The sequence below is a fragment of the Sulfitobacter sp. SK011 genome, assembly GCF_003352065.1.
Classification (GTDB): domain Bacteria; phylum Pseudomonadota; class Alphaproteobacteria; order Rhodobacterales; family Rhodobacteraceae; genus Sulfitobacter.
Genome location: NZ_CP025803.1, coordinates 463,368 through 479,385 on the forward strand (window position 1 = coordinate 463,368; position 16,018 = coordinate 479,385).

The 16,018-nt window shown below is 55.2% G+C and carries 19 protein-coding genes; 6 read left to right on the forward strand and 13 right to left on the reverse strand.

Annotated features, from left to right (window positions below):
* Nucleotides 1-70: 70 nt before the first annotated feature.
* Nucleotides 71-1,000: an AEC family transporter gene (locus C1J02_RS02195; protein WP_114876944.1), complete on the reverse strand. Its 930-nt coding sequence runs from the start codon at nucleotides 998-1,000 to the stop codon at nucleotides 71-73.
* A 76-nt stretch (nucleotides 1,001-1,076) separates the two neighbouring features.
* Nucleotides 1,077-2,051 (reverse strand): iron exporter MbfA, encoded by a 975-nt coding sequence (gene mbfA, locus C1J02_RS02200; RefSeq protein ID WP_114876945.1) that lies wholly within the window; start codon nucleotides 2,049-2,051, stop codon nucleotides 1,077-1,079.
* A 140-nt stretch (nucleotides 2,052-2,191) separates the two neighbouring features.
* Between mbfA and C1J02_RS02205 the strand changes: the two genes are divergently transcribed.
* Nucleotides 2,192-2,809, forward strand: coding sequence for a TetR/AcrR family transcriptional regulator (locus tag C1J02_RS02205; RefSeq protein ID WP_114876946.1), 618 nt, complete (start codon nucleotides 2,192-2,194; stop codon nucleotides 2,807-2,809).
* A 260-nt stretch (nucleotides 2,810-3,069) separates the two neighbouring features.
* Nucleotides 3,070-3,345 carry an I78 family peptidase inhibitor gene (locus tag C1J02_RS02210; RefSeq protein WP_114876947.1) on the forward strand — a complete coding sequence of 92 codons (276 nt, stop codon included), beginning with the start codon at nucleotides 3,070-3,072 and terminating at the stop codon, nucleotides 3,343-3,345.
* Here C1J02_RS02210 and paaK read toward each other — a convergent pair.
* Entirely contained in the window at nucleotides 3,342-4,652 is a 1,311-nt protein-coding gene (gene paaK, locus C1J02_RS02215) for a phenylacetate--CoA ligase PaaK (protein WP_114876948.1), read from the reverse strand. The two genes, C1J02_RS02210 and paaK, sit on opposite strands and share 4 nt — an antisense overlap.
* Before the next feature lie 5 nt (nucleotides 4,653-4,657).
* The gene (gene paaI, locus C1J02_RS02220; RefSeq protein ID WP_114880323.1) at nucleotides 4,658-5,089 is read right to left on the reverse strand and encodes a hydroxyphenylacetyl-CoA thioesterase PaaI; all 432 of its coding nucleotides are present in this window, start codon (nucleotides 5,087-5,089) and stop codon (nucleotides 4,658-4,660) included.
* Nucleotides 5,090-5,204: 115 nt separating this feature from the next.
* On the opposite strand from paaI, the gene C1J02_RS02225 reads away from it, so the two are divergent.
* The gene (locus tag C1J02_RS02225) at nucleotides 5,205-5,552 is read left to right on the forward strand and encodes a DUF2794 domain-containing protein (protein ID WP_114880324.1); all 348 of its coding nucleotides are present in this window, start codon (nucleotides 5,205-5,207) and stop codon (nucleotides 5,550-5,552) included.
* Nucleotides 5,553-5,630: 78 nt separating this feature from the next.
* Here the strand turns inward: C1J02_RS02225 and C1J02_RS02230 are convergent, their stop codons facing one another.
* The 3 genes from C1J02_RS02230 to C1J02_RS02240 all read right to left on the reverse strand — a co-directional run bounded on the left by C1J02_RS02230 (nucleotide 5,631) and on the right by C1J02_RS02240 (nucleotide 8,227).
* Entirely contained in the window at nucleotides 5,631-6,404 is a 774-nt protein-coding gene (locus C1J02_RS02230; RefSeq protein WP_114876949.1) for an NlpC/P60 family protein, read from the reverse strand.
* Nucleotides 6,401-7,783 carry a M17 family metallopeptidase gene (locus C1J02_RS02235; RefSeq protein ID WP_114876950.1) on the reverse strand — a complete coding sequence of 461 codons (1,383 nt, stop codon included), beginning with the start codon at nucleotides 7,781-7,783 and terminating at the stop codon, nucleotides 6,401-6,403. Before C1J02_RS02235 ends, C1J02_RS02230 begins: the two co-directional genes overlap by 4 nt.
* A gap of 66 nt (nucleotides 7,784-7,849) precedes the next feature.
* Nucleotides 7,850-8,227, reverse strand: a complete 378-nt coding sequence (locus tag C1J02_RS02240) for a hypothetical protein (RefSeq protein ID WP_114876951.1) — start codon at nucleotides 8,225-8,227, stop codon at nucleotides 7,850-7,852.
* A 150-nt stretch (nucleotides 8,228-8,377) separates the two neighbouring features.
* Here C1J02_RS02240 and C1J02_RS02245 point away from each other — a divergent pair, with 150 nt between their 5' ends.
* Nucleotides 8,378-9,028 carry a carbonic anhydrase gene (locus C1J02_RS02245; protein WP_114876952.1) on the forward strand — a complete coding sequence of 217 codons (651 nt, stop codon included), beginning with the start codon at nucleotides 8,378-8,380 and terminating at the stop codon, nucleotides 9,026-9,028.
* Between the two features lie 232 nt (nucleotides 9,029-9,260).
* Here C1J02_RS02245 and C1J02_RS02250 read toward each other — a convergent pair whose 3' ends face one another.
* The 6 genes from C1J02_RS02250 to C1J02_RS02275 all read right to left on the reverse strand — a co-directional run bounded on the left by C1J02_RS02250 (nucleotide 9,261) and on the right by C1J02_RS02275 (nucleotide 14,476).
* On the reverse strand, nucleotides 9,261-9,452 hold the full coding sequence (locus C1J02_RS02250; RefSeq protein WP_114876953.1) for a hypothetical protein: 192 nt from the start codon (nucleotides 9,450-9,452) through the stop codon (nucleotides 9,261-9,263).
* A gap of 743 nt (nucleotides 9,453-10,195) precedes the next feature.
* Nucleotides 10,196-11,218, reverse strand: coding sequence for an aspartate-semialdehyde dehydrogenase (locus C1J02_RS02255; protein WP_114876954.1), 1,023 nt, complete (start codon nucleotides 11,216-11,218; stop codon nucleotides 10,196-10,198).
* 79 nt (nucleotides 11,219-11,297) lie between these two features.
* The gene (locus C1J02_RS02260; protein ID WP_114876955.1) at nucleotides 11,298-12,473 is read right to left on the reverse strand and encodes an MFS transporter; all 1,176 of its coding nucleotides are present in this window, start codon (nucleotides 12,471-12,473) and stop codon (nucleotides 11,298-11,300) included.
* Nucleotides 12,470-13,246 (reverse strand): aldolase/citrate lyase family protein, encoded by a 777-nt coding sequence (locus C1J02_RS02265; RefSeq protein WP_114876956.1) that lies wholly within the window; start codon nucleotides 13,244-13,246, stop codon nucleotides 12,470-12,472. The genes C1J02_RS02260 and C1J02_RS02265 overlap by 4 nt, the downstream gene beginning before the upstream one ends.
* 263 nt (nucleotides 13,247-13,509) lie before the next feature.
* Complete coding sequence (locus tag C1J02_RS02270) at nucleotides 13,510-14,214, reverse strand: hypothetical protein (RefSeq protein ID WP_254693183.1); 705 nt, start codon at nucleotides 14,212-14,214, stop codon at nucleotides 13,510-13,512.
* Entirely contained in the window at nucleotides 14,186-14,476 is a 291-nt protein-coding gene (locus tag C1J02_RS02275) for a hypothetical protein (protein WP_114876958.1), read from the reverse strand. The genes C1J02_RS02270 and C1J02_RS02275 overlap by 29 nt, the downstream gene beginning before the upstream one ends.
* A gap of 179 nt (nucleotides 14,477-14,655) precedes the next feature.
* Between C1J02_RS02275 and C1J02_RS02280 the strand changes: the two genes are divergently transcribed.
* Both C1J02_RS02280 and C1J02_RS02285 read left to right on the forward strand, forming a co-directional pair.
* Nucleotides 14,656-15,165 (forward strand): hypothetical protein, encoded by a 510-nt coding sequence (locus tag C1J02_RS02280; RefSeq protein WP_114876959.1) that lies wholly within the window; start codon nucleotides 14,656-14,658, stop codon nucleotides 15,163-15,165.
* Nucleotides 15,166-15,318: 153 nt separating this feature from the next.
* Nucleotides 15,319-15,948 (forward strand): ribonuclease HII, encoded by a 630-nt coding sequence (locus tag C1J02_RS02285; protein WP_114876960.1) that lies wholly within the window; start codon nucleotides 15,319-15,321, stop codon nucleotides 15,946-15,948.
* The last annotated feature ends 70 nt before the right edge of the window (nucleotides 15,949-16,018 follow it).

Sequence of the window (16,018 nt, forward strand, 5' to 3'; positions counted from 1 at the left end):
GGCTGGTCCTTTATGTCGATCTGTTTTGGCTTGAGGCAGGTGGCGGACGGTATTTGAGAAAGGGTGAAGATCATGTTCCAGTCACCCAGGCAACAACTAAGCTGACTGTAACGATGCTGAGCGCGGTGGACACCAAAATTGCGGCGGACACGCGTTGTGGTGCGACACCGTAATGCTGAGCGAGGATGTAGACATTGCCGGCAACAGGCAGGGCAGCAGCCGAAATGATCACGCCTGCCTTGAACGGATCAACCTCGAACACGAAAAGTGCGGCAAAACCGACAAACAACGGATGCAGAACCAGCTTACAAAAGCTGAGCCAGCCCGCGATGGACAACCGTTCGGCGGATTTTGTGGCCAGAGACGCCCCAATGGCAAAAAGCGCGCCGGGCGTTGCGGCCCCGCCAAGAATTGCCAGAAAATCATTCATTGGGGCCGGGATCGGTATCGACATGCCGGACCATGCAAATCCTAGGACGATGGCCACAATCATCGGGTTTTTGATAAGTCCGAGGCCGATCGTGCGCAACATTCTCAGACTGAACTGACCGTCGCGCGCGCCTGTAATCAAGATCACGATGAGGCTTGAAAACACCACAAGATCGACAGCAAGCGCCAACAGAACCGGGCCAATCGCATCCGGCCCCAGCAATAAGGTCAGCATGGGGACACCCAGGAATCCGGTATTGCCGATGGCTGCACATTGCGCCTCTATTGCGACCGTCGGAACGTCCAGCCGCCGCAAGAACCCAACGATTGTCGCGATGCCATAGACAAATGCGGTGCCCCACAGATACGCCACAACAAGGCGCGTATCCCAGACCTCTGCCAATGACAGATTTGCGGAAAACCGAAACAGCATGGCGGACAGGGCAAAGTAGAACACAAATTTCGTCAGATACGCCGTGGCTTCGGCACTGAAGAAGCGCGTGCGTCCGGCCCAATAGCCCAGCCCGATCAGTGCAAAGAAGGGTAGGGTTTTCAGGAAGATCGCGAGCATGGACAAAGACCTACCCCAGCAAAGCTGGTGCGCGCAAGGTACTGGAGGAGACCAGCAGAGGCGAAATGGCGTGCCGCTAGCCTGACCCGATCAGGACACCGGCAGCAAACACCAGTGCGCCACCCAGCACCACCTGCAATGCCGCGCGGAAAAAGGGCGTGTCCATATATTTGTTTTGTATCCACGCGATGGCCCAAAGCTCAATGAACACCACAACAAAAGCTGTCGTCGTGGCGGTCCAGAAGTCGGGGATCAGGTAGGGAAGGGCGTGGCCCAACCCCCCAACTGTCGTCATGATGCCAGACGCAAAGCCGCGTTTCCAAGGCGATCCACGGCCAGACAGTTCGCCATCGTCCGAGGCCGCTTCGGTAAATCCCATAGAAATGCCTGCACCGACCGATGCGGCCAGGCCAACGAGGAATGTTGTCCAGGTGTCTTGTGTGGCAAACGCCGTGGCAAAGATCGGTGCGAGCGTTGAGACGGACCCATCCATCAATCCGGCCAGCCCGGGCTGCACCCATGTCAAAATGAATTGCCGATGCGCGCGGGCGTCTTCGTCCTTGACCGTATGGTCGTCCAGATGTCTGGACGTCAGATCATCGGCGGCGATCTGATGCCCGGCCTCGGCGGCGGCCAGATCCCCCAGCAATTTGCGGGTATCGGCGTCAGTCGTCCGAGCTGCGGCGGCAAGATAAAACCGCTCGGCATCTTGTTCCATCGCGGTTGCCTCTGCTCGGATGCGGTCGAGGCCCAAGTTCTCAATCAGCCAAACCGGACGCCGCGCATAATAGCCCGACACATGTTCGCGGCGGATCAATGGGATCACATCCCCGAACCGTTTTTGGTGCAGATTGATCAAGCGCTGCCGATGGGTATCTTCTTCGGCTGCCATTCCGTCGAAAACCGCGGAGCTGTCAGGATATTCGCCACGCAGTCTTTCGGCGTAGCCCCGATAAATGCTTGCGTCGTCTTCCTCAGAAGAGATCGCCAAAGCCAGCACTTCTTGCTCTGTCAAATCTTTGAAACGCTTACGGCTCCGAGAAAAACCCATGACATGTCCTTTGCTTGCTTAGAATGATTCTAACCAAATAACTCAGAAACAACAACTGGGATTGCCTGAGGTAAAGTCAAATAGGCCTTGGAACTAAACGATTCGGTTTATAAAGTGTCCTTCCAACAGCCGGAGTCGCGATGACAGCCATAGACCACCATATCCGCAAGGGCCGCAAATTTGATCAGGTGCTTGCCGGCGCGCGGACTGTTTTCATGGCAGATGGGTTTGAGGGTGCAAGCGTAGACGAGATCGCGCGCGTAGCCGCCGTGTCAAAAGCAACCCTCTACAGCTACTTTCCGGATAAAAGGTTGCTGTTCATGGAAGTGGCCAATGCCGAATGCCAACGCCAATCGCGCGAAGCGATGGACAGCATTGATATGGATGGTCCACCTCGTGAAGTGTTGATGCAAACGGGTCTGCATTTTCTGGGGTTCATCACATCGACGTTTGGTCAGCAGGTATTCCGCATCTGCGTGGCTGAATCGGATCGCTTTCCCGAGCTTGGTCAGCGCTTCTACAATTCGGGGCCTGCGGTGATGCGGGCCGAGATGGCAAAGTATTTCGGTATGGCTCAGGCGCGCGGGGAATTGAAAATCGACGATGCCATTTTGGCGGCGGATCAATTTGGCGAGCTTTGCAAGGCAGATATCTGGCCTCGGCTCATTTTCGGGGTCAGCAGGTCGGTGACCCACTGCGAAATGGTGCGGGTGGTCAACGGGGCGGTTGAAACCTTTATGGCAAGGTACGGCGCGTGAGCCGCCGGGAATTGCTGTGATGAAGGTGCCGAAATGATCCGGAGGCAGCATACGGCAAACGAAAGCGGTCCCAAGTATGGCTGCAGATTGGAAAACCGGATGGGCCAAAGCGCTGGGCAATATCCCGATCATCCGGGAAGCTGTGCTTCTCACCGCTCACCCAAAACCACCCTCTAAATCCAAAGATCATTAAGGGTGAGTGTAAGTGGCGGAGAGCATGCTACTAACGAAGGGCGACACCAACACGAAGAGGACGGCTCATGCGATGTATGTTTTTCAGTCTGCTGATACTGGCGGGATGTGCGGGCGTTGCGACCAACAACACAGCAAGCAAAAGCGGGTCAGCAGGGCCTGATACCTGTAACGCGGCCGCCTATGTGGGGCTTATTGGTCAAGAGGCGGTGACAGCACTGGCCGTGCCAGACCCCAAACGCGAATACCGCATCGGACAACCCGTTACGTCGGATTACGTTGCAAATCGGGTCAACATCAAACTGGACGAGACGGATGTCATTGTCGCCATTGATTGTGGCTAGGTCTTGGGACGGTTGTCAACGATCCGGACGGCTTTGCCCTCGGATCGGTCAACGCCACCCACATCGGAAACCTCGACCTTCACACTGATCCCGACCGATTGCTTGATACGTGCTGACAATGTCTTGGCGGCGGCATCGCGCATGTCCACCGAAACCGATCCATCGGCGCATTCGCAGAAGACCCGCATCTGATCCATGCGGCCCGGACGGCTCAATTCGATCTGAAAGTGTGGCGCAAGCCCATCTGTTGCCATCAACGCCTCTTCAATCTGGGTGGGGAACACGTTGACGCCACGCAATATGATCATGTCATCACTGCGCCCGGTCACCTTTTCCATTCGGCGCATGGACCGAGCGGTTCCCGCCAGCAAACGGGTCAGATCACGGGTGCGATAACGGATGACCGGGAACGCCTGTTTGGTCAGGGATGTGAAAACCAACTCGCCCATTTCACCATCTGCCACCGGTTCTCCGGTTTCGGGGTGGACAATCTCTGGGAAAAAGTGGTCCTCCCAGATGTGCAGGCCGTCTTTTGTTTCTACACATTCCATTGACACACCGGGTCCCATCACCTCGCTTAACCCGTAGATATCAACCGCATGCATATCGAACGCGTGTTCAATTTCCAGCCGCATCGCGTTGGTCCAGGGTTCTGCCCCGAATATCCCAACCTCAAGCGATGAGGCGCGTGGATCAATGCCCTGGGCCGCGAATTCATCCAAGATGGACAGGGCGTAAGAAGGTGTAACGGTTATGCCCTTTGGTTTGAAATCGTCGATCAGACGGACTTGGCGCGGCGTCATCCCACCCGAGATCGGATAGGTTGTCAGCCCCAGCGCATCCGCGCCCAAATGAATGCCCAGGCCACCGGTAAACAGCCCGTACCCATAAGCGTTGTGCAGCATGTCGCCCGGACGCATGCCCGCCGCGCGCAAAGACCGGGCAACGACGCTTGCCCAATTGGTAAGATCATCAGCCGTGTATCCTACAACGGTTGGCTGACCTGTGGTGCCCGAGGACGCATGAATGCGTGCAACCTGTTCGCGCGGCACCGCAAACATCCCAAAAGGATAATTGTCCCGCAGGTCCGTTTTCACGGTAAAAGGAAACTTGGCCAGATCGGACAGATCGTGCAGATCATCAGGATGCACACCCGCCGCATCAAAGCTGGTCTTGTAGAACGGCACATTGTCATACGCGTGCCGCAACGACCATTTCATGCGTTCAAGTTGCAGGACAGAAATTTCGTCGCGGCTGGCGATTTCAATTGGATCAAGGGTGTTCTTGTGGGGTGTCAGATCTTTCATATTTATCAGCCCTCTTCTGGAAAATGCTGGCCCTTTACACTGCGCGACAGGCCGCGAAAAAGCGCGACCGTGCGTCCATCTTCGCCCGTGACCGTGACATCATAAGTGCCGGAGCGGCCAGATTTAGAAACCTCTGCCGCTGTTGCGGTCAGCGTTTCCCCCAATTTTCCCGGCGTCAGATAGGTAATCTGGTTCTGCTGCGCCACAGTCACCTGATTGTAGGTGTTGCAGGCAAACGCAAATGCGCTGTCAGCAAGCGTAAAGATATACCCACCGTGGCAGATGCCATGCCCGTTCAACATGTCCGGCCTGACCTGCATGCTCAGCACCGCTTGGCCCGGCTTGATCGTTTTGATGCTCATGCCCAGACCCATCGACACCGCATCATTTGCAAACATGATATCAGCGCATTTTTTTGCACGGGTTTCAGGGGTCATACGGGGGCCTTTGTGTTTCAGTTTCATGGATACTTACAGTATTGTGTAACGCATTCAATATTTATGATTTGCTCTAAGTCTTGATTTGCGGATGGAACAGCGCAACTGTCAAATCATGACACTACATATCCCGCCAATGAATGGCCCGATTGACCGCCCACCAGAGCAAGTTGCGTTTCACCGTACTGAGCTTTCAGTCATCTTATCGCTTTATGGGCGCATGGTCGCGGCGGGCGAATGGCGTGACTATGGCATATCTTGTTTGCGTGAGGTTGCCGTTTTCTCGGTTTTCAGGCGGACAGCCGAAATCCCGCTGTATCGGATCGAAAAACGGCCCAAGTTGAAGGCAAAACAAGGGATGTATGCGGTTGTCGGCACCGGTGGTCTGGTCATGCGGCGGGGGCATGACCTTAAATCGGTTTTGCGTGTGTTGGAACGGAAATTGATCCGGGCAGTCGAATAGCGATCTAGCCAAATGTCACGATGGCGGCGACAATTGTGCAGGGGTATTTTGGGTCACTTCGAACGTTGTCTTGGCGCGTCATAACCGACGATGCGCCGTAACGGGGCCGTCACCCTGCTCGCTGATCCTTTTGATGGCGGCAGTGATCGGTTCATTGGTGACGGACATTGTGTACGCATTTGCATGGATGAGTGTATCCGCATCGACGACCAGCGCCACGTGCCCCTTCCAAAATATCAGATCGTTCCGCTGATAAGGGCCTGTCGCGGCGGCTCCGATACTTTGTTGTTGATCACTATCCCCGGGACAGGGGATGGCGCAGGCCAAGAGGGCGGCTTGGACGAGCCCGGAACAATCAATGCCTTCCCTGCTGTTGCCACCCCAAAGATAGGGTGTTCCCAGAAAGAGTGCGCAGACGGTGGCGGGATCTGTGGCATAGGTATCAACCTCTGCCAAATGGGGCAAAGGCACAAAACCAGCGTCGATCTGTGCAAATTTTTCTGTCTTGCCCGTGACCTGCAACTGGCTGCCGAAACTTAGGCCCAAAAGGTTGGGTGACTTAAAATCTGGCCGTTCATAAATGTGGGTGGCGGGCGCAGTCACCTTGTGGCTTGGCCGCAGCAAAGCACCCAAAGTGGATGATCTGATGTGGCCACAATAGCCGTCTTTGTCCGCCTGCACGTAGCACCACCCATCACGAGTGTTGAGCACCACGACGCTGTCACCGAAGATCAACTGCCGGACGCGTGGCCCATCGGGCGTGCGGCAAAGGTCCGACACCGCCAACACAATCTGCGCTGGATCGCGCTGCGTGATCTGAGCAGGATCAGGTGTGGTGCGCTGGTCGCTCATAATTTTAACAGCGGGCCGAGCGCCGCATAAAGAGCCCGCGTTGCCTGACCCACGCCTCCTTTAGGCCGGGCCGGTGCGTCGCTGGGTTGCCATCCGAACAGATCAAAATGGGCATAGGGGCTGTCCGTAACAAATCGGCGCAGGAACAATGCGGCGGTGATACACCCCGCAAAACCGCCCTTGGGCGCGTTGTCCAAATCCGCGATACCGGGTTCGATCATCGTTTCATAAGGGGTATGAAAGGGCAGCCGCCAAACAGGGTCCGCATGCTGCGTGGCCGCATCCTCAAGCGACCGAACAAATCCCGGATCGTCGCTGAAGTAAGGGACAAGGTCGGGCCCGACAGCCACGCGTGCAGCACCGGTCAGCGTCGCCATCGAAATGATCTGATCTGGCTTTTCCTCGTCTGCAAACGCCAGCGCATCCGCCAGCACCAACCGTCCTTCTGCATCGGTGTTGTTAATCTCAACTGTCAGGCCCTTGCGGGACGTCAGGATATCCTGGGGACGAAACGCATTGCCGGCTACTGCATTTTCGACCGCTGGGATCAGAACCCGCAATTGCAGTTTCAGGCCCGTGGCCATGATCATATGCGCCAGCCCCAGAACAGCCGCCGCCCCGCCCATGTCCTTTTTCATCAACCCCATCGACGCACTGGGTTTCAGGTTCAGCCCCCCGGTATCGAAACAAACGCCCTTGCCAACCAGCGTCAGCTTTGGCCCCGCTTTGCCCCAGCGCATGTCGATCAACCGAGGTGCGCGGTCGGCAGCGCGGCCCACAGTGTGAATCATCGGGAAATTCTGGGCTAACAGGTCGTCACCCATCGTCACATGAATTGAGGCACCATGTTGATCCGCCAAATCGCGTGCGGCTTGTTCAAGGTCTGGTGGGCCCATGTCAGACGCTGGCGTGTTAATCAGATCACGGGTCAGGATTTCACCCGCGACCAAAGCCTCAATCAGGGCCGCGTCAATACCATCAGGGGTAACAAGACCTGCGACCAGTCCAGTTTGTTTGCGGTAGCGGTCAAACCGATATCCGGACAAGAGCCAGCCTAAAGCCTCGTTCGCCACCTGATCTTCGGGCAATCCACCAATGATGCGATAGGCACCCTTGGGCAGTTTCATCGTCGCCGCCGCAAGCGCAAACCGGCCGCGCCGACGCGATGCCTCGGTTCCATATCCTGCAAGCGCAAGGGCTGGCATTCCGGCACGATCGCTGACGGTCAAAGCCTGACCCAAACCACCCGTGAAACCATGTGCATTCACCCAAGACTTGGTGGTCGTCGGTTGGTCACCCAACCACTCTGCCAAAGCGTCTTCGGCAATCACTTGCAATGGAATTGCGGTATCAGAGGAAGGTGCAAAGGTCGCAGGCATGTTCGGCCTTTCAGGCTGACGGGGTTATTTGCATAGCCTAGCCTTTCCTGAGATGCTCGCAAGCCGTCAGATTTTCAAGTCTTGCATATCCCAAATGGTGGTCAGGGACTTTTCACCAATCCGCAGCAACCGCGACAGCGTGGCGGCAAGGCCGTTGGTGTCGCCAGCGTCAATGCATCGCGTGACATCCCCCGCAACCTGAGCCAGCTTTTGCATGCCGATCTGATCTGCGATTGCGATCAAAGACCGTGTATTTTTACGCAAATCTGGCCAGTTTTGTTCGCGGTATAGCCGGTCACAATGTGACATCCTGAGTGCAAGTTCCTCAAGCGCACGGCAAACGATGTCCTCGGCGCTTGCTTCGCCCAATTGCGAGTAAAGCGCGCCCAGACGTTCCTGATCGAGGTTCACTTGTTCCAATGGTCTAATTTGCAGTACCTGCATTGTCTCTCACCCCATAATCAGCCCCCACGGCAGATTTGCACTATGGCCCGAACAAGTATTCAAATGATTGAAGCACAAACGCATTTTCCCTCGAATTGTCGCAGAATTTGCGATATCGCATGGGCAATAGAGTGAAGGGACGGGGCCGAAATGAACAAGGCAAAGCCACTGCCAGCGTACTTGCTGCAACGCTATCATGGGTGGAAGGCAACCGGATATGCCGACAATCAATCTTGGTATCGCAGGTTGGCCGCCGAGGGTCAGCGACCGCGCGCGATGGTGATCTCGTGTTGTGACAGCCGCGTTCATGTAACGTCGATTTTCGGCGCGGATCAGGGTGAATTCTTTATCCATCGCAACATTGCCAACCTTGTGCCGCCGTATCAGCCTGATGGCGATCACCACGGTACGTCTGCTGCCGTTGAATATGCCGTGCGGGTCCTCAAAGTGGCCCATCTGATTGTCCTTGGGCATTCCAATTGCGGTGGGGTGCAGGGATGCATCGACATGTGCCAGGGCAAAGCGCCCGAGCTTGAGGCAAAGGACAGCTTTGTTGGTCGTTGGATGGATATTCTGCGGCCAAAGTACGAGGTCGTTGCGGACATTAAAGATGCCAATGACCAGCTGCGGCAACTTGAAAAGCACGCGGTGATGATATCGCTCGAAAACCTGATGACGTTCCCTTGGATCAACGAACTGGTGCAGGCCGGCGATCTGAGCCTGCATGGCCTGTGGACCGATATTGGCGAGGGTGGGTTGGAATATTACAGCCCCGAGACAAAGATGTTTCAATCTGTCTGAGGTCAGGCTGAATGGGTCGGCTGACCAATAGATTGGCGCTTTCTTTGTCGGCAGGACAACGAATTAGGACGGATTTACGATCTTGATCCGTCCCGATCCACTGCGGGCTGAAGAACTTTAGGAATGGGAAGGGCCGCTGCCATTGCCCTTCCCATTCCGACTTGGCAAAACAGGGGGCCAAGCCTTTTCTATTTCGGCGGGACCGCGATACATGATCATGATCCCCAGCTGATTACGCTGCGCGGCGCTCTTCAAAGCGGTACACTCTGACAGACCTGAAAACCGGCTTGGCGGCCATTTTTTCGCGCATGGATCGAAGGCAAAGCACCTGACCTTCGCTTTGGCTTACCTGCTTTTTGAGGCGAAGTGTTTCAAGAGCTGCGGTGCGGTTCTGGCGGGCTGTTTCATAGAGTGAAGTGTTCATTGTGTTCTCCTAAGGAATTTTGATTGTGAGAGAGGGAGGGATCAGGCGAGGTTTCCGGGCTGCGCCAGGACGGATGTGATGAAGAAAACTCCGTTCGGGGTTCGAAGGGCCCGTGGCGTGGTCTTCCATTCCATAAGAGACACGACATTGTCGGATAATTTCTGAATAACCGCACGCTTGCGATTATTGGTACACTTTTTGAAAGAGATGACGTTGTTCACATGTTTTCCTTCCTTGCAGCAGGCGAATTCGCCTTGTTTTTAAGTGCAACCATCCCCATGGCTACGTATTTTCGTCCGCGCCAAAGCATTCGCATGAATGCCATCTGACGCTGGAAAATTTCCATCCGCTAGCTGCTGGGGGTGAAGGGTGTACGGGCTGGATGACGCTTGTCCTCCAATTGATTCAAGAGAGGACTTGCCCGAACTCACTCACCAAACCAACTACCGAATACCTACTCATGATTGAATTGAAATCTGGCGGGAATCGTTCATTCTTGTGTCTAGAATTTGTTGAATCACAATTTTGACACGGGATTGTCGCCAAGTTTGCCAATTGATAACATGTCTATGCCAAGATTTATATTGGTTTGGAAACAATCGTTTTTGCATGACCTTCGCAGGGTAACGAATCGTTAAGCGATTCTCGGATGCGACGCGGGCAGCTTTTGGAAAAAAAACATAAAAATGCCGCTTCTGATCGTTGAGATCAAAAGCGGCACGCTTGAGAAACCTGTGTCAGGTTTACCCCTTTTTCAGCACTTCGCGTCCCAGCAGTTCGGCAATCTGAACGGCATTCAGCGCGGCACCCTTACGAAGATTGTCGCTGACGCACCACAGGTTCAGGCCGTTATCGATGGTGCTGTCTTGGCGAATGCGGCTGATGAATGTGGCGAAATCTCCGACGCATTCAACTGGCGTGACATAGCCACCGTCCTCACGCTTGTCGATCACCATGACACCGGGTGCCGCGCGCAGGATCTCGCGGGCTTCTGCCTCGTCCAGGTGGTCCTCAAACTCAATGTTGATGGCTTCCGAGTGGCCTACGAAGACCGGCACCCGCACGCAGGTTGCAGTAACCTTGATCGATTTATCCACGATCTTCTTGGTCTCCGCCACCATCTTCCACTCTTCTTTGGTGGATCCGTCTTCCAGGAACACGTCAATGTGCGGGATCACGTTGAAAGCGATCTGCTTGGTGAATTTTGTCGGTGGCTTGTTGTCGACCGGATTATAGATCGACTTGGTTTGATCCCAAAGCTCGTCAATGCCTTCCTTGCCTGCACCGGACACCGATTGATAGGTGCTGACCACCACACGCTTGATCGTTGCACGATCATGCAGGGGCTTAAGTGCAACAACCATCTGCGCGGTTGAGCAATTGGGGTTGGCAATGATATTTTTCTTTGAATACCCATGCACCGCCTCCGGATTCACTTCCGGCACAATCAACGGTACATCGGGGTCGTAGCGATAAAGCGACGAGTTGTCGATGACAACGCAGCCGGCCTTGGCCGCGGAAGGCGCGTATTTCTTGGTCGCTTCAGAGCCGACTGCGAACAACGCAATGTCCCAGCCTTTGAAATCAAATGTATCAAGGTCCTTTGTCTTGATCGTCTTATCGCCAAAGCTAACCTCAGAACCCATAGATTTTCGGCTGGCCAGGGCCACGATCTCGTCCACGGGGAACTGGCGTTCAGCCAGAATATTCAGCATTTCGCGGCCCACATTACCAGTGGCACCAACGACGGCGATGCGATAACCCATCTGATTTCTCCAAAATTGATGTGTGATGGTCGCTGCCCTTTAGCGCGCTTGTGCACCAAGGGAAAGGGCTGGAGGCGTGTTAGTTGGGGCTGTCACTGCTGAAAAGATAAATTACCAAACCAACAGCCAGAGACATGGCAAATAGCGTGAACACGGCAACAAAGGGGTCTGACGTGGTCGCGGCGGGCACTGCGCTGCTGAACACGTTCCCTGACAGGAACTGCAAAAGGCCGACGCCCCCTATGCTGAAGAGATTGAGCATGGTCACGCCTCGGCCGATCAGATGTGGCGGCAGAAAGCTGCGACCATGGGCCATAATCACCGGATAGGTTGCCCCGAAAAAGCCAATCGCGCACATCATCGCAATGGACAGCCCGGCCGACTGGGAGGGGATGATGATCAGAACCACTGCTGCGATCAGAGCAGCGAAGGAGCCGCCTGCAATCATCCATTTGCGTGACCGCAGCGCCTTATCAAGTGGCCCGTAAGCCAAAGTCCCTGCAATCATCGCAAGCCCCATGATGAGTGTCGCACGCCCGATCGTCGCAGTATCTGCGCCAAAAACACCCGCAAGGTAGGGGCCAATCCAAAGGCCGCGCACCGCGATGGAAATCGCATAGCTGACACCGATCAGAGGAAAAATGAACCACAACGCCCGCAGGCGAAACAACTCAGCCAACGATCCTTTGGTTTCGCCGATGATTCTGATGGGATCCTTGACCAGAACAAGCGTCCCAAAGGCCACACATGCCGAAACACCCCCCAAGGCCCAAAGGGATGCGCGCCAGCCAATCGTTTCTTCGGCAAGCGCCATGGGATAGGAGGCAACCAGGTTTCCGACGCTGCCCAGCCCCACCATAAGCGATGCCAGGACGGCGAATTGTGCCGGCGGATGATCGCGCGCAAAGATGTAATACGAGGCCATCAGAACCGGGGAGCAGCCCACACCAATCAACGCCATTGCGATGTCGATGTGCGCGGGAGATGTTGCCAGCGCAAAGACTGCCGCTCCACCACAGCCGCCCGCCAGCAAAAGCCACCCTGCGGTGCGCCGCGGGCCGACGGTATCAAGCGCCCAACCAACAGGGATCTGCATCGCAGCAAATGCCAAAAACCACATGCCAGAGGCAAACGCCAAGTCATCCGGCGTTGCCCCGACATCGCGTTCAAGAACGGGTGCGAGCACGGCAAGGAAGACACGAAAGAACTGGCTAAGGACATAAGCCAGTCCCAGAAGGAAGATACCTGCGTTCATATGCTGGACCCTACCCATTTGTCAGCAAGCCGTCGCGCTGCTTGGCCGAGCAGCAGGCTGTCCGCACCAACGGCAACAAACCTTGCGCCTGCCTTCAAAGCATTTTGTGTCATTGCATCGTCGGTCGACAGGATGCCCGGTGCCTTGCCGGCAGCAGCGATGCGGCGCAGCGCATCCATAATCTTGTTCTGCACATCGGGCTGTAATGAATTGCCCATATGCCCCATATCAGCGGCCAGATCGGCAGGGCCGATAAACACACCATCAATCCCGTCAATCGCCAATATCGCGTCCAAAGCGGCAAGCCCTTTCAGGCTTTCGACCTGAACCAGCAGGCACACCTGTTCATCTGCCGTGGTCCCGTAATCAGCGATCTGGGCAAAGGCAGACGCACGGGTAAGCGCATAGCCAACGCCACGATCCCCATGCGGCGGATAGGTAACATCGCGCACCAGCTGGCGCGCCTGATCGGCGCTGTCGACCATCGGCACCAGAACGGTTTGCGCACCGGCATCCAGAACCTGTTTCATCAGGTAAGTCTCGCCTGTGGGCACACGGACAATTGCGTGACTTGGGCTGGCTTCAAGGACTTGCAGCTGAGCCAGAATGGAACGCAGGTCATTTGGTGCATGTTCGCCGTCAATGACCAGCCAGTCGAAACCAGCAGTCCCCATCAATTCAGCACTAAAAGTATCGGCAAGACCGAGCCAACATCCAAAAACAGTTTTTCCCGCGCGCAGTGCTGTCTTGAAGGGATTTATCGGTGCTGGCATCTGCGTGATCCTCGGTCTGATTGTCGGCGCACCCTAGACATGGATCTTGTGAATTGACCAGAGGGGTGCCGTTGCTTTGCGCGTCGAACGGTGTGGAGCCGTCGCAGCCCATAGGTCGCTGTGAACCGCGTCTACAAATAGAGCCAGAATGACAGTGATGCGCTGAACCAGCTTCTGTCCAAGTGCACAAATAGGCAAGTTGGCACCTGTTTGTGATCTGGGATGAGTGTATTTGAAGAACAATGAAGCAGCATCAGTGTAAATCAGATGACTTTGATCACGTCCTTGTCGATGGCCAGCATGTAGCCACGCCGTGCTATATTCTTGACGAGCAGCTCTGCAACTATTTGGTTTCCAAGCGTATCGCGCAGGCGCTTGATACGCGTAGCCCCGGCAGCTTCGTCACAATCCGATGCGTTTCGGCCGGAAATGACACCTTCGATTTCAGACCCGGACATCACGTCATCATCCATCCGTGCCTCGGCCAGCACCGACATGGTTTCCATGGCGGCGGCGGTCAGTTTGAAACCGAGGTTGTTGATGTAAACAGTGTTTTCTTCGCGACTGATCAGCAGGGAATTCACCTGAATGCCGACACGTTCAATCTGTGCCATGCGGCGGTTGAAGCCGATCAACATGACGAGGAATACCATGGCGGCAATCAGCATGGCTGTGGCGAACAACAAAAGCACCATAATCACCACGCGGTAGCTGGCGAGGGTGTCTGAAAACGCCGTGCCGGATTGTGCGAGAATTTCCAGCAATTTGATCTCGGCACCAGTATTCAGGTCGTCATTTTCAATGAAAATACGTTCTACCTGAGCGTTAAAGACATTGGCGTCCGGCAAGGCCCAGAACAAGACCACGATACCGATCAGAAGAACGGCGACAATGGCAGCGATGCCACCACCCACGAACCGGCCACCAACGCGGCGCATCTTAGAAGCGGAGGTAGTTTGGTCCTGCACTGTCTCTCCTTTGTGCCAAGCCTTCGTCGCCGAAGACCGAAACGATATTCAGCAATTTCCAACCCTGCCTGGCAAGGCGTTCCGCCAATTCGGTCTGTGCAGAAGCTGCATCGCAGGCACCCGTCAACTGCGCAACACCGTAATGCAGACGCAACGGATTGTCCTGCTTCGCCTTATAATCGGCATAGCAATTGGCTGCTGTGGCCGGCAGCGCCAAGCCAACAACAAGTGCCGTAAAAAGGGAAAGCGTAATGTTTTTCATAGGCGGTGTTTTGCGCTTTTGCCGCTGGTTATTCAATATCCAAAAGCACTTGGCGTGGCTGCTATTGGATAACATGGCGATGTTATTGCCTGTCTGAGCATCAAAACCCAGATTGGTCCCACGACGACCACAAAGCGCCCTTCACGATGTCAGGTGCCACACTTTGAAAGGATCAAACCATGTACCGCAAATTCATTGCTACTGTTGCAGCCGCGTCGATCGCCATCACTGCACTTGGTTCGGCCCCGGCATACGCAGATGACAGAGACGTGGCCCGGGCATTGGCCGCGATTTTGGGCATCGCTGTTGTCGGGAAGATCATTCACGACAACAATAAGAAAAAGGAACGCGAAGTAACGCGTCGTCACACAGCGCCGGTTTATACAGCGCCGCATCGCTACAACCAGCCGCGGGTGCAGCAGCGCCGCTACAACCAGCACATCCAGCCCCGCCCGCTGCCCAGACATGTCCGCAACGACAAATTGCTGCCAAGCCAATGCTTTCGCAGTTTTGATACCCGCAGCGGCCCGGTTCGGATGTTCGGCAACCGCTGCCTCCAGAATAATTTCCGCCACGCAAACCGTTTGCCACAACACTGCAAGGTACGGGTGAAAACCTACAACGGGAAACGCACAGGGTATCAGGCCAGGTGCTTGCGCGACGCGGGATACCGATTGGCGCGCGGATAATCCCGTCGCCGATCCGGGCAACACGTCCCTGTTGCCCGGACAGGAAGGGAAAGTTGTTCGGGCACCTTTCCCTTCCATATTTTTTAACGAGTAACAGACAATGCAGACAGCCCAAGCCTTGCGGTTTGGGCTGTCTTGCGTTTTGAGACATCTATGAAACCAGATTTTGAATTTGAACGCCGCGCCCATGCACGCGGTTATGTGCGCATCGCTGGCGTTGACGAAGTGGGCCGTGGGCCGTTGGCCGGTCCGGTGACTGCTGCGGCTGTGGTGTTGGACCCAGCATGTATCCCGCAGGGCCTGAACGATTCTAAAAAGCTGACCAAGAAAACCCGTGCGCGTCTTTACGAAGAGATAATGGAGGTCGCTGACGTCAGCATCGCCCACGCATCGGTCGAGGAAATCGAAGAACTGAATATTTTGCGGGCCAGTCACCTTGCCATGATACGGGCGTTGGAGGGACTGAGGCAGGCAGCGGACTATGTGCTGATCGACGGCAACATGGTGCCAAACGGGCTGACAGTTCCTGCCGAGACGATCATCAAGGGGGACGCGCGATCACAGTCGATTTCGGCGGCTTCAATTATGGCCAAAATATGTCGGGATTGTGTCATGTTGTCCTTGGCGCAACAGCATCCGGGGTATGGTTGGGAAACTAACATGGGATACGGGTCAAAAAGACACATGGAGGCGCTGCAGAATTTGGGTGTGACCCCACACCATAGACGTTTGTTTAAACCCGTCCACAAGATGTTGTATCAAGATAAAAACTTAAGCGATTGATTCAAAAAAGAAATTGACCGCGAATCCCCTTTGAATCATCCTGTCCCTCAACCAACGAGCACAAAATGTG

Coding starts and splice junctions, on each gene's coding strand:
- C1J02_RS02195 (WP_114876944.1), bottom strand. CDS start 1,000: ATGCTCGCGATCTTCCTGAAAACCCTACCCTTCTTTGCACTGATCGGG.
- mbfA (WP_114876945.1), bottom strand. CDS start 2,051: ATGGGTTTTTCTCGGAGCCGTAAGCGTTTCAAAGATTTGACAGAGCAA.
- C1J02_RS02205 (WP_114876946.1), top strand. CDS start 2,192: ATGACAGCCATAGACCACCATATCCGCAAGGGCCGCAAATTTGATCAG.
- C1J02_RS02210 (WP_114876947.1), top strand. CDS start 3,070: ATGCGATGTATGTTTTTCAGTCTGCTGATACTGGCGGGATGTGCGGGC.
- paaK (WP_114876948.1), bottom strand. CDS start 4,652: ATGAAAGATCTGACACCCCACAAGAACACCCTTGATCCAATTGAAATC.
- paaI (WP_114880323.1), bottom strand. CDS start 5,089: ATGACCCCTGAAACCCGTGCAAAAAAATGCGCTGATATCATGTTTGCA.
- C1J02_RS02225 (WP_114880324.1), top strand. CDS start 5,205: ATGACACTACATATCCCGCCAATGAATGGCCCGATTGACCGCCCACCA.
- C1J02_RS02230 (WP_114876949.1), bottom strand. CDS start 6,404: ATGAGCGACCAGCGCACCACACCTGATCCTGCTCAGATCACGCAGCGC.
- C1J02_RS02235 (WP_114876950.1), bottom strand. CDS start 7,783: ATGCCTGCGACCTTTGCACCTTCCTCTGATACCGCAATTCCATTGCAA.
- C1J02_RS02240 (WP_114876951.1), bottom strand. CDS start 8,227: ATGCAGGTACTGCAAATTAGACCATTGGAACAAGTGAACCTCGATCAG.
- C1J02_RS02245 (WP_114876952.1), top strand. CDS start 8,378: ATGAACAAGGCAAAGCCACTGCCAGCGTACTTGCTGCAACGCTATCAT.
- C1J02_RS02250 (WP_114876953.1), bottom strand. CDS start 9,452: ATGAACACTTCACTCTATGAAACAGCCCGCCAGAACCGCACCGCAGCT.
- C1J02_RS02255 (WP_114876954.1), bottom strand. CDS start 11,218: ATGGGTTATCGCATCGCCGTCGTTGGTGCCACTGGTAATGTGGGCCGC.
- C1J02_RS02260 (WP_114876955.1), bottom strand. CDS start 12,473: ATGAACGCAGGTATCTTCCTTCTGGGACTGGCTTATGTCCTTAGCCAG.
- C1J02_RS02265 (WP_114876956.1), bottom strand. CDS start 13,246: ATGCCAGCACCGATAAATCCCTTCAAGACAGCACTGCGCGCGGGAAAA.
- C1J02_RS02275 (WP_114876958.1), bottom strand. CDS start 14,476: ATGAAAAACATTACGCTTTCCCTTTTTACGGCACTTGTTGTTGGCTTG.
- C1J02_RS02280 (WP_114876959.1), top strand. CDS start 14,656: ATGTACCGCAAATTCATTGCTACTGTTGCAGCCGCGTCGATCGCCATC.
- C1J02_RS02285 (WP_114876960.1), top strand. CDS start 15,319: ATGAAACCAGATTTTGAATTTGAACGCCGCGCCCATGCACGCGGTTAT.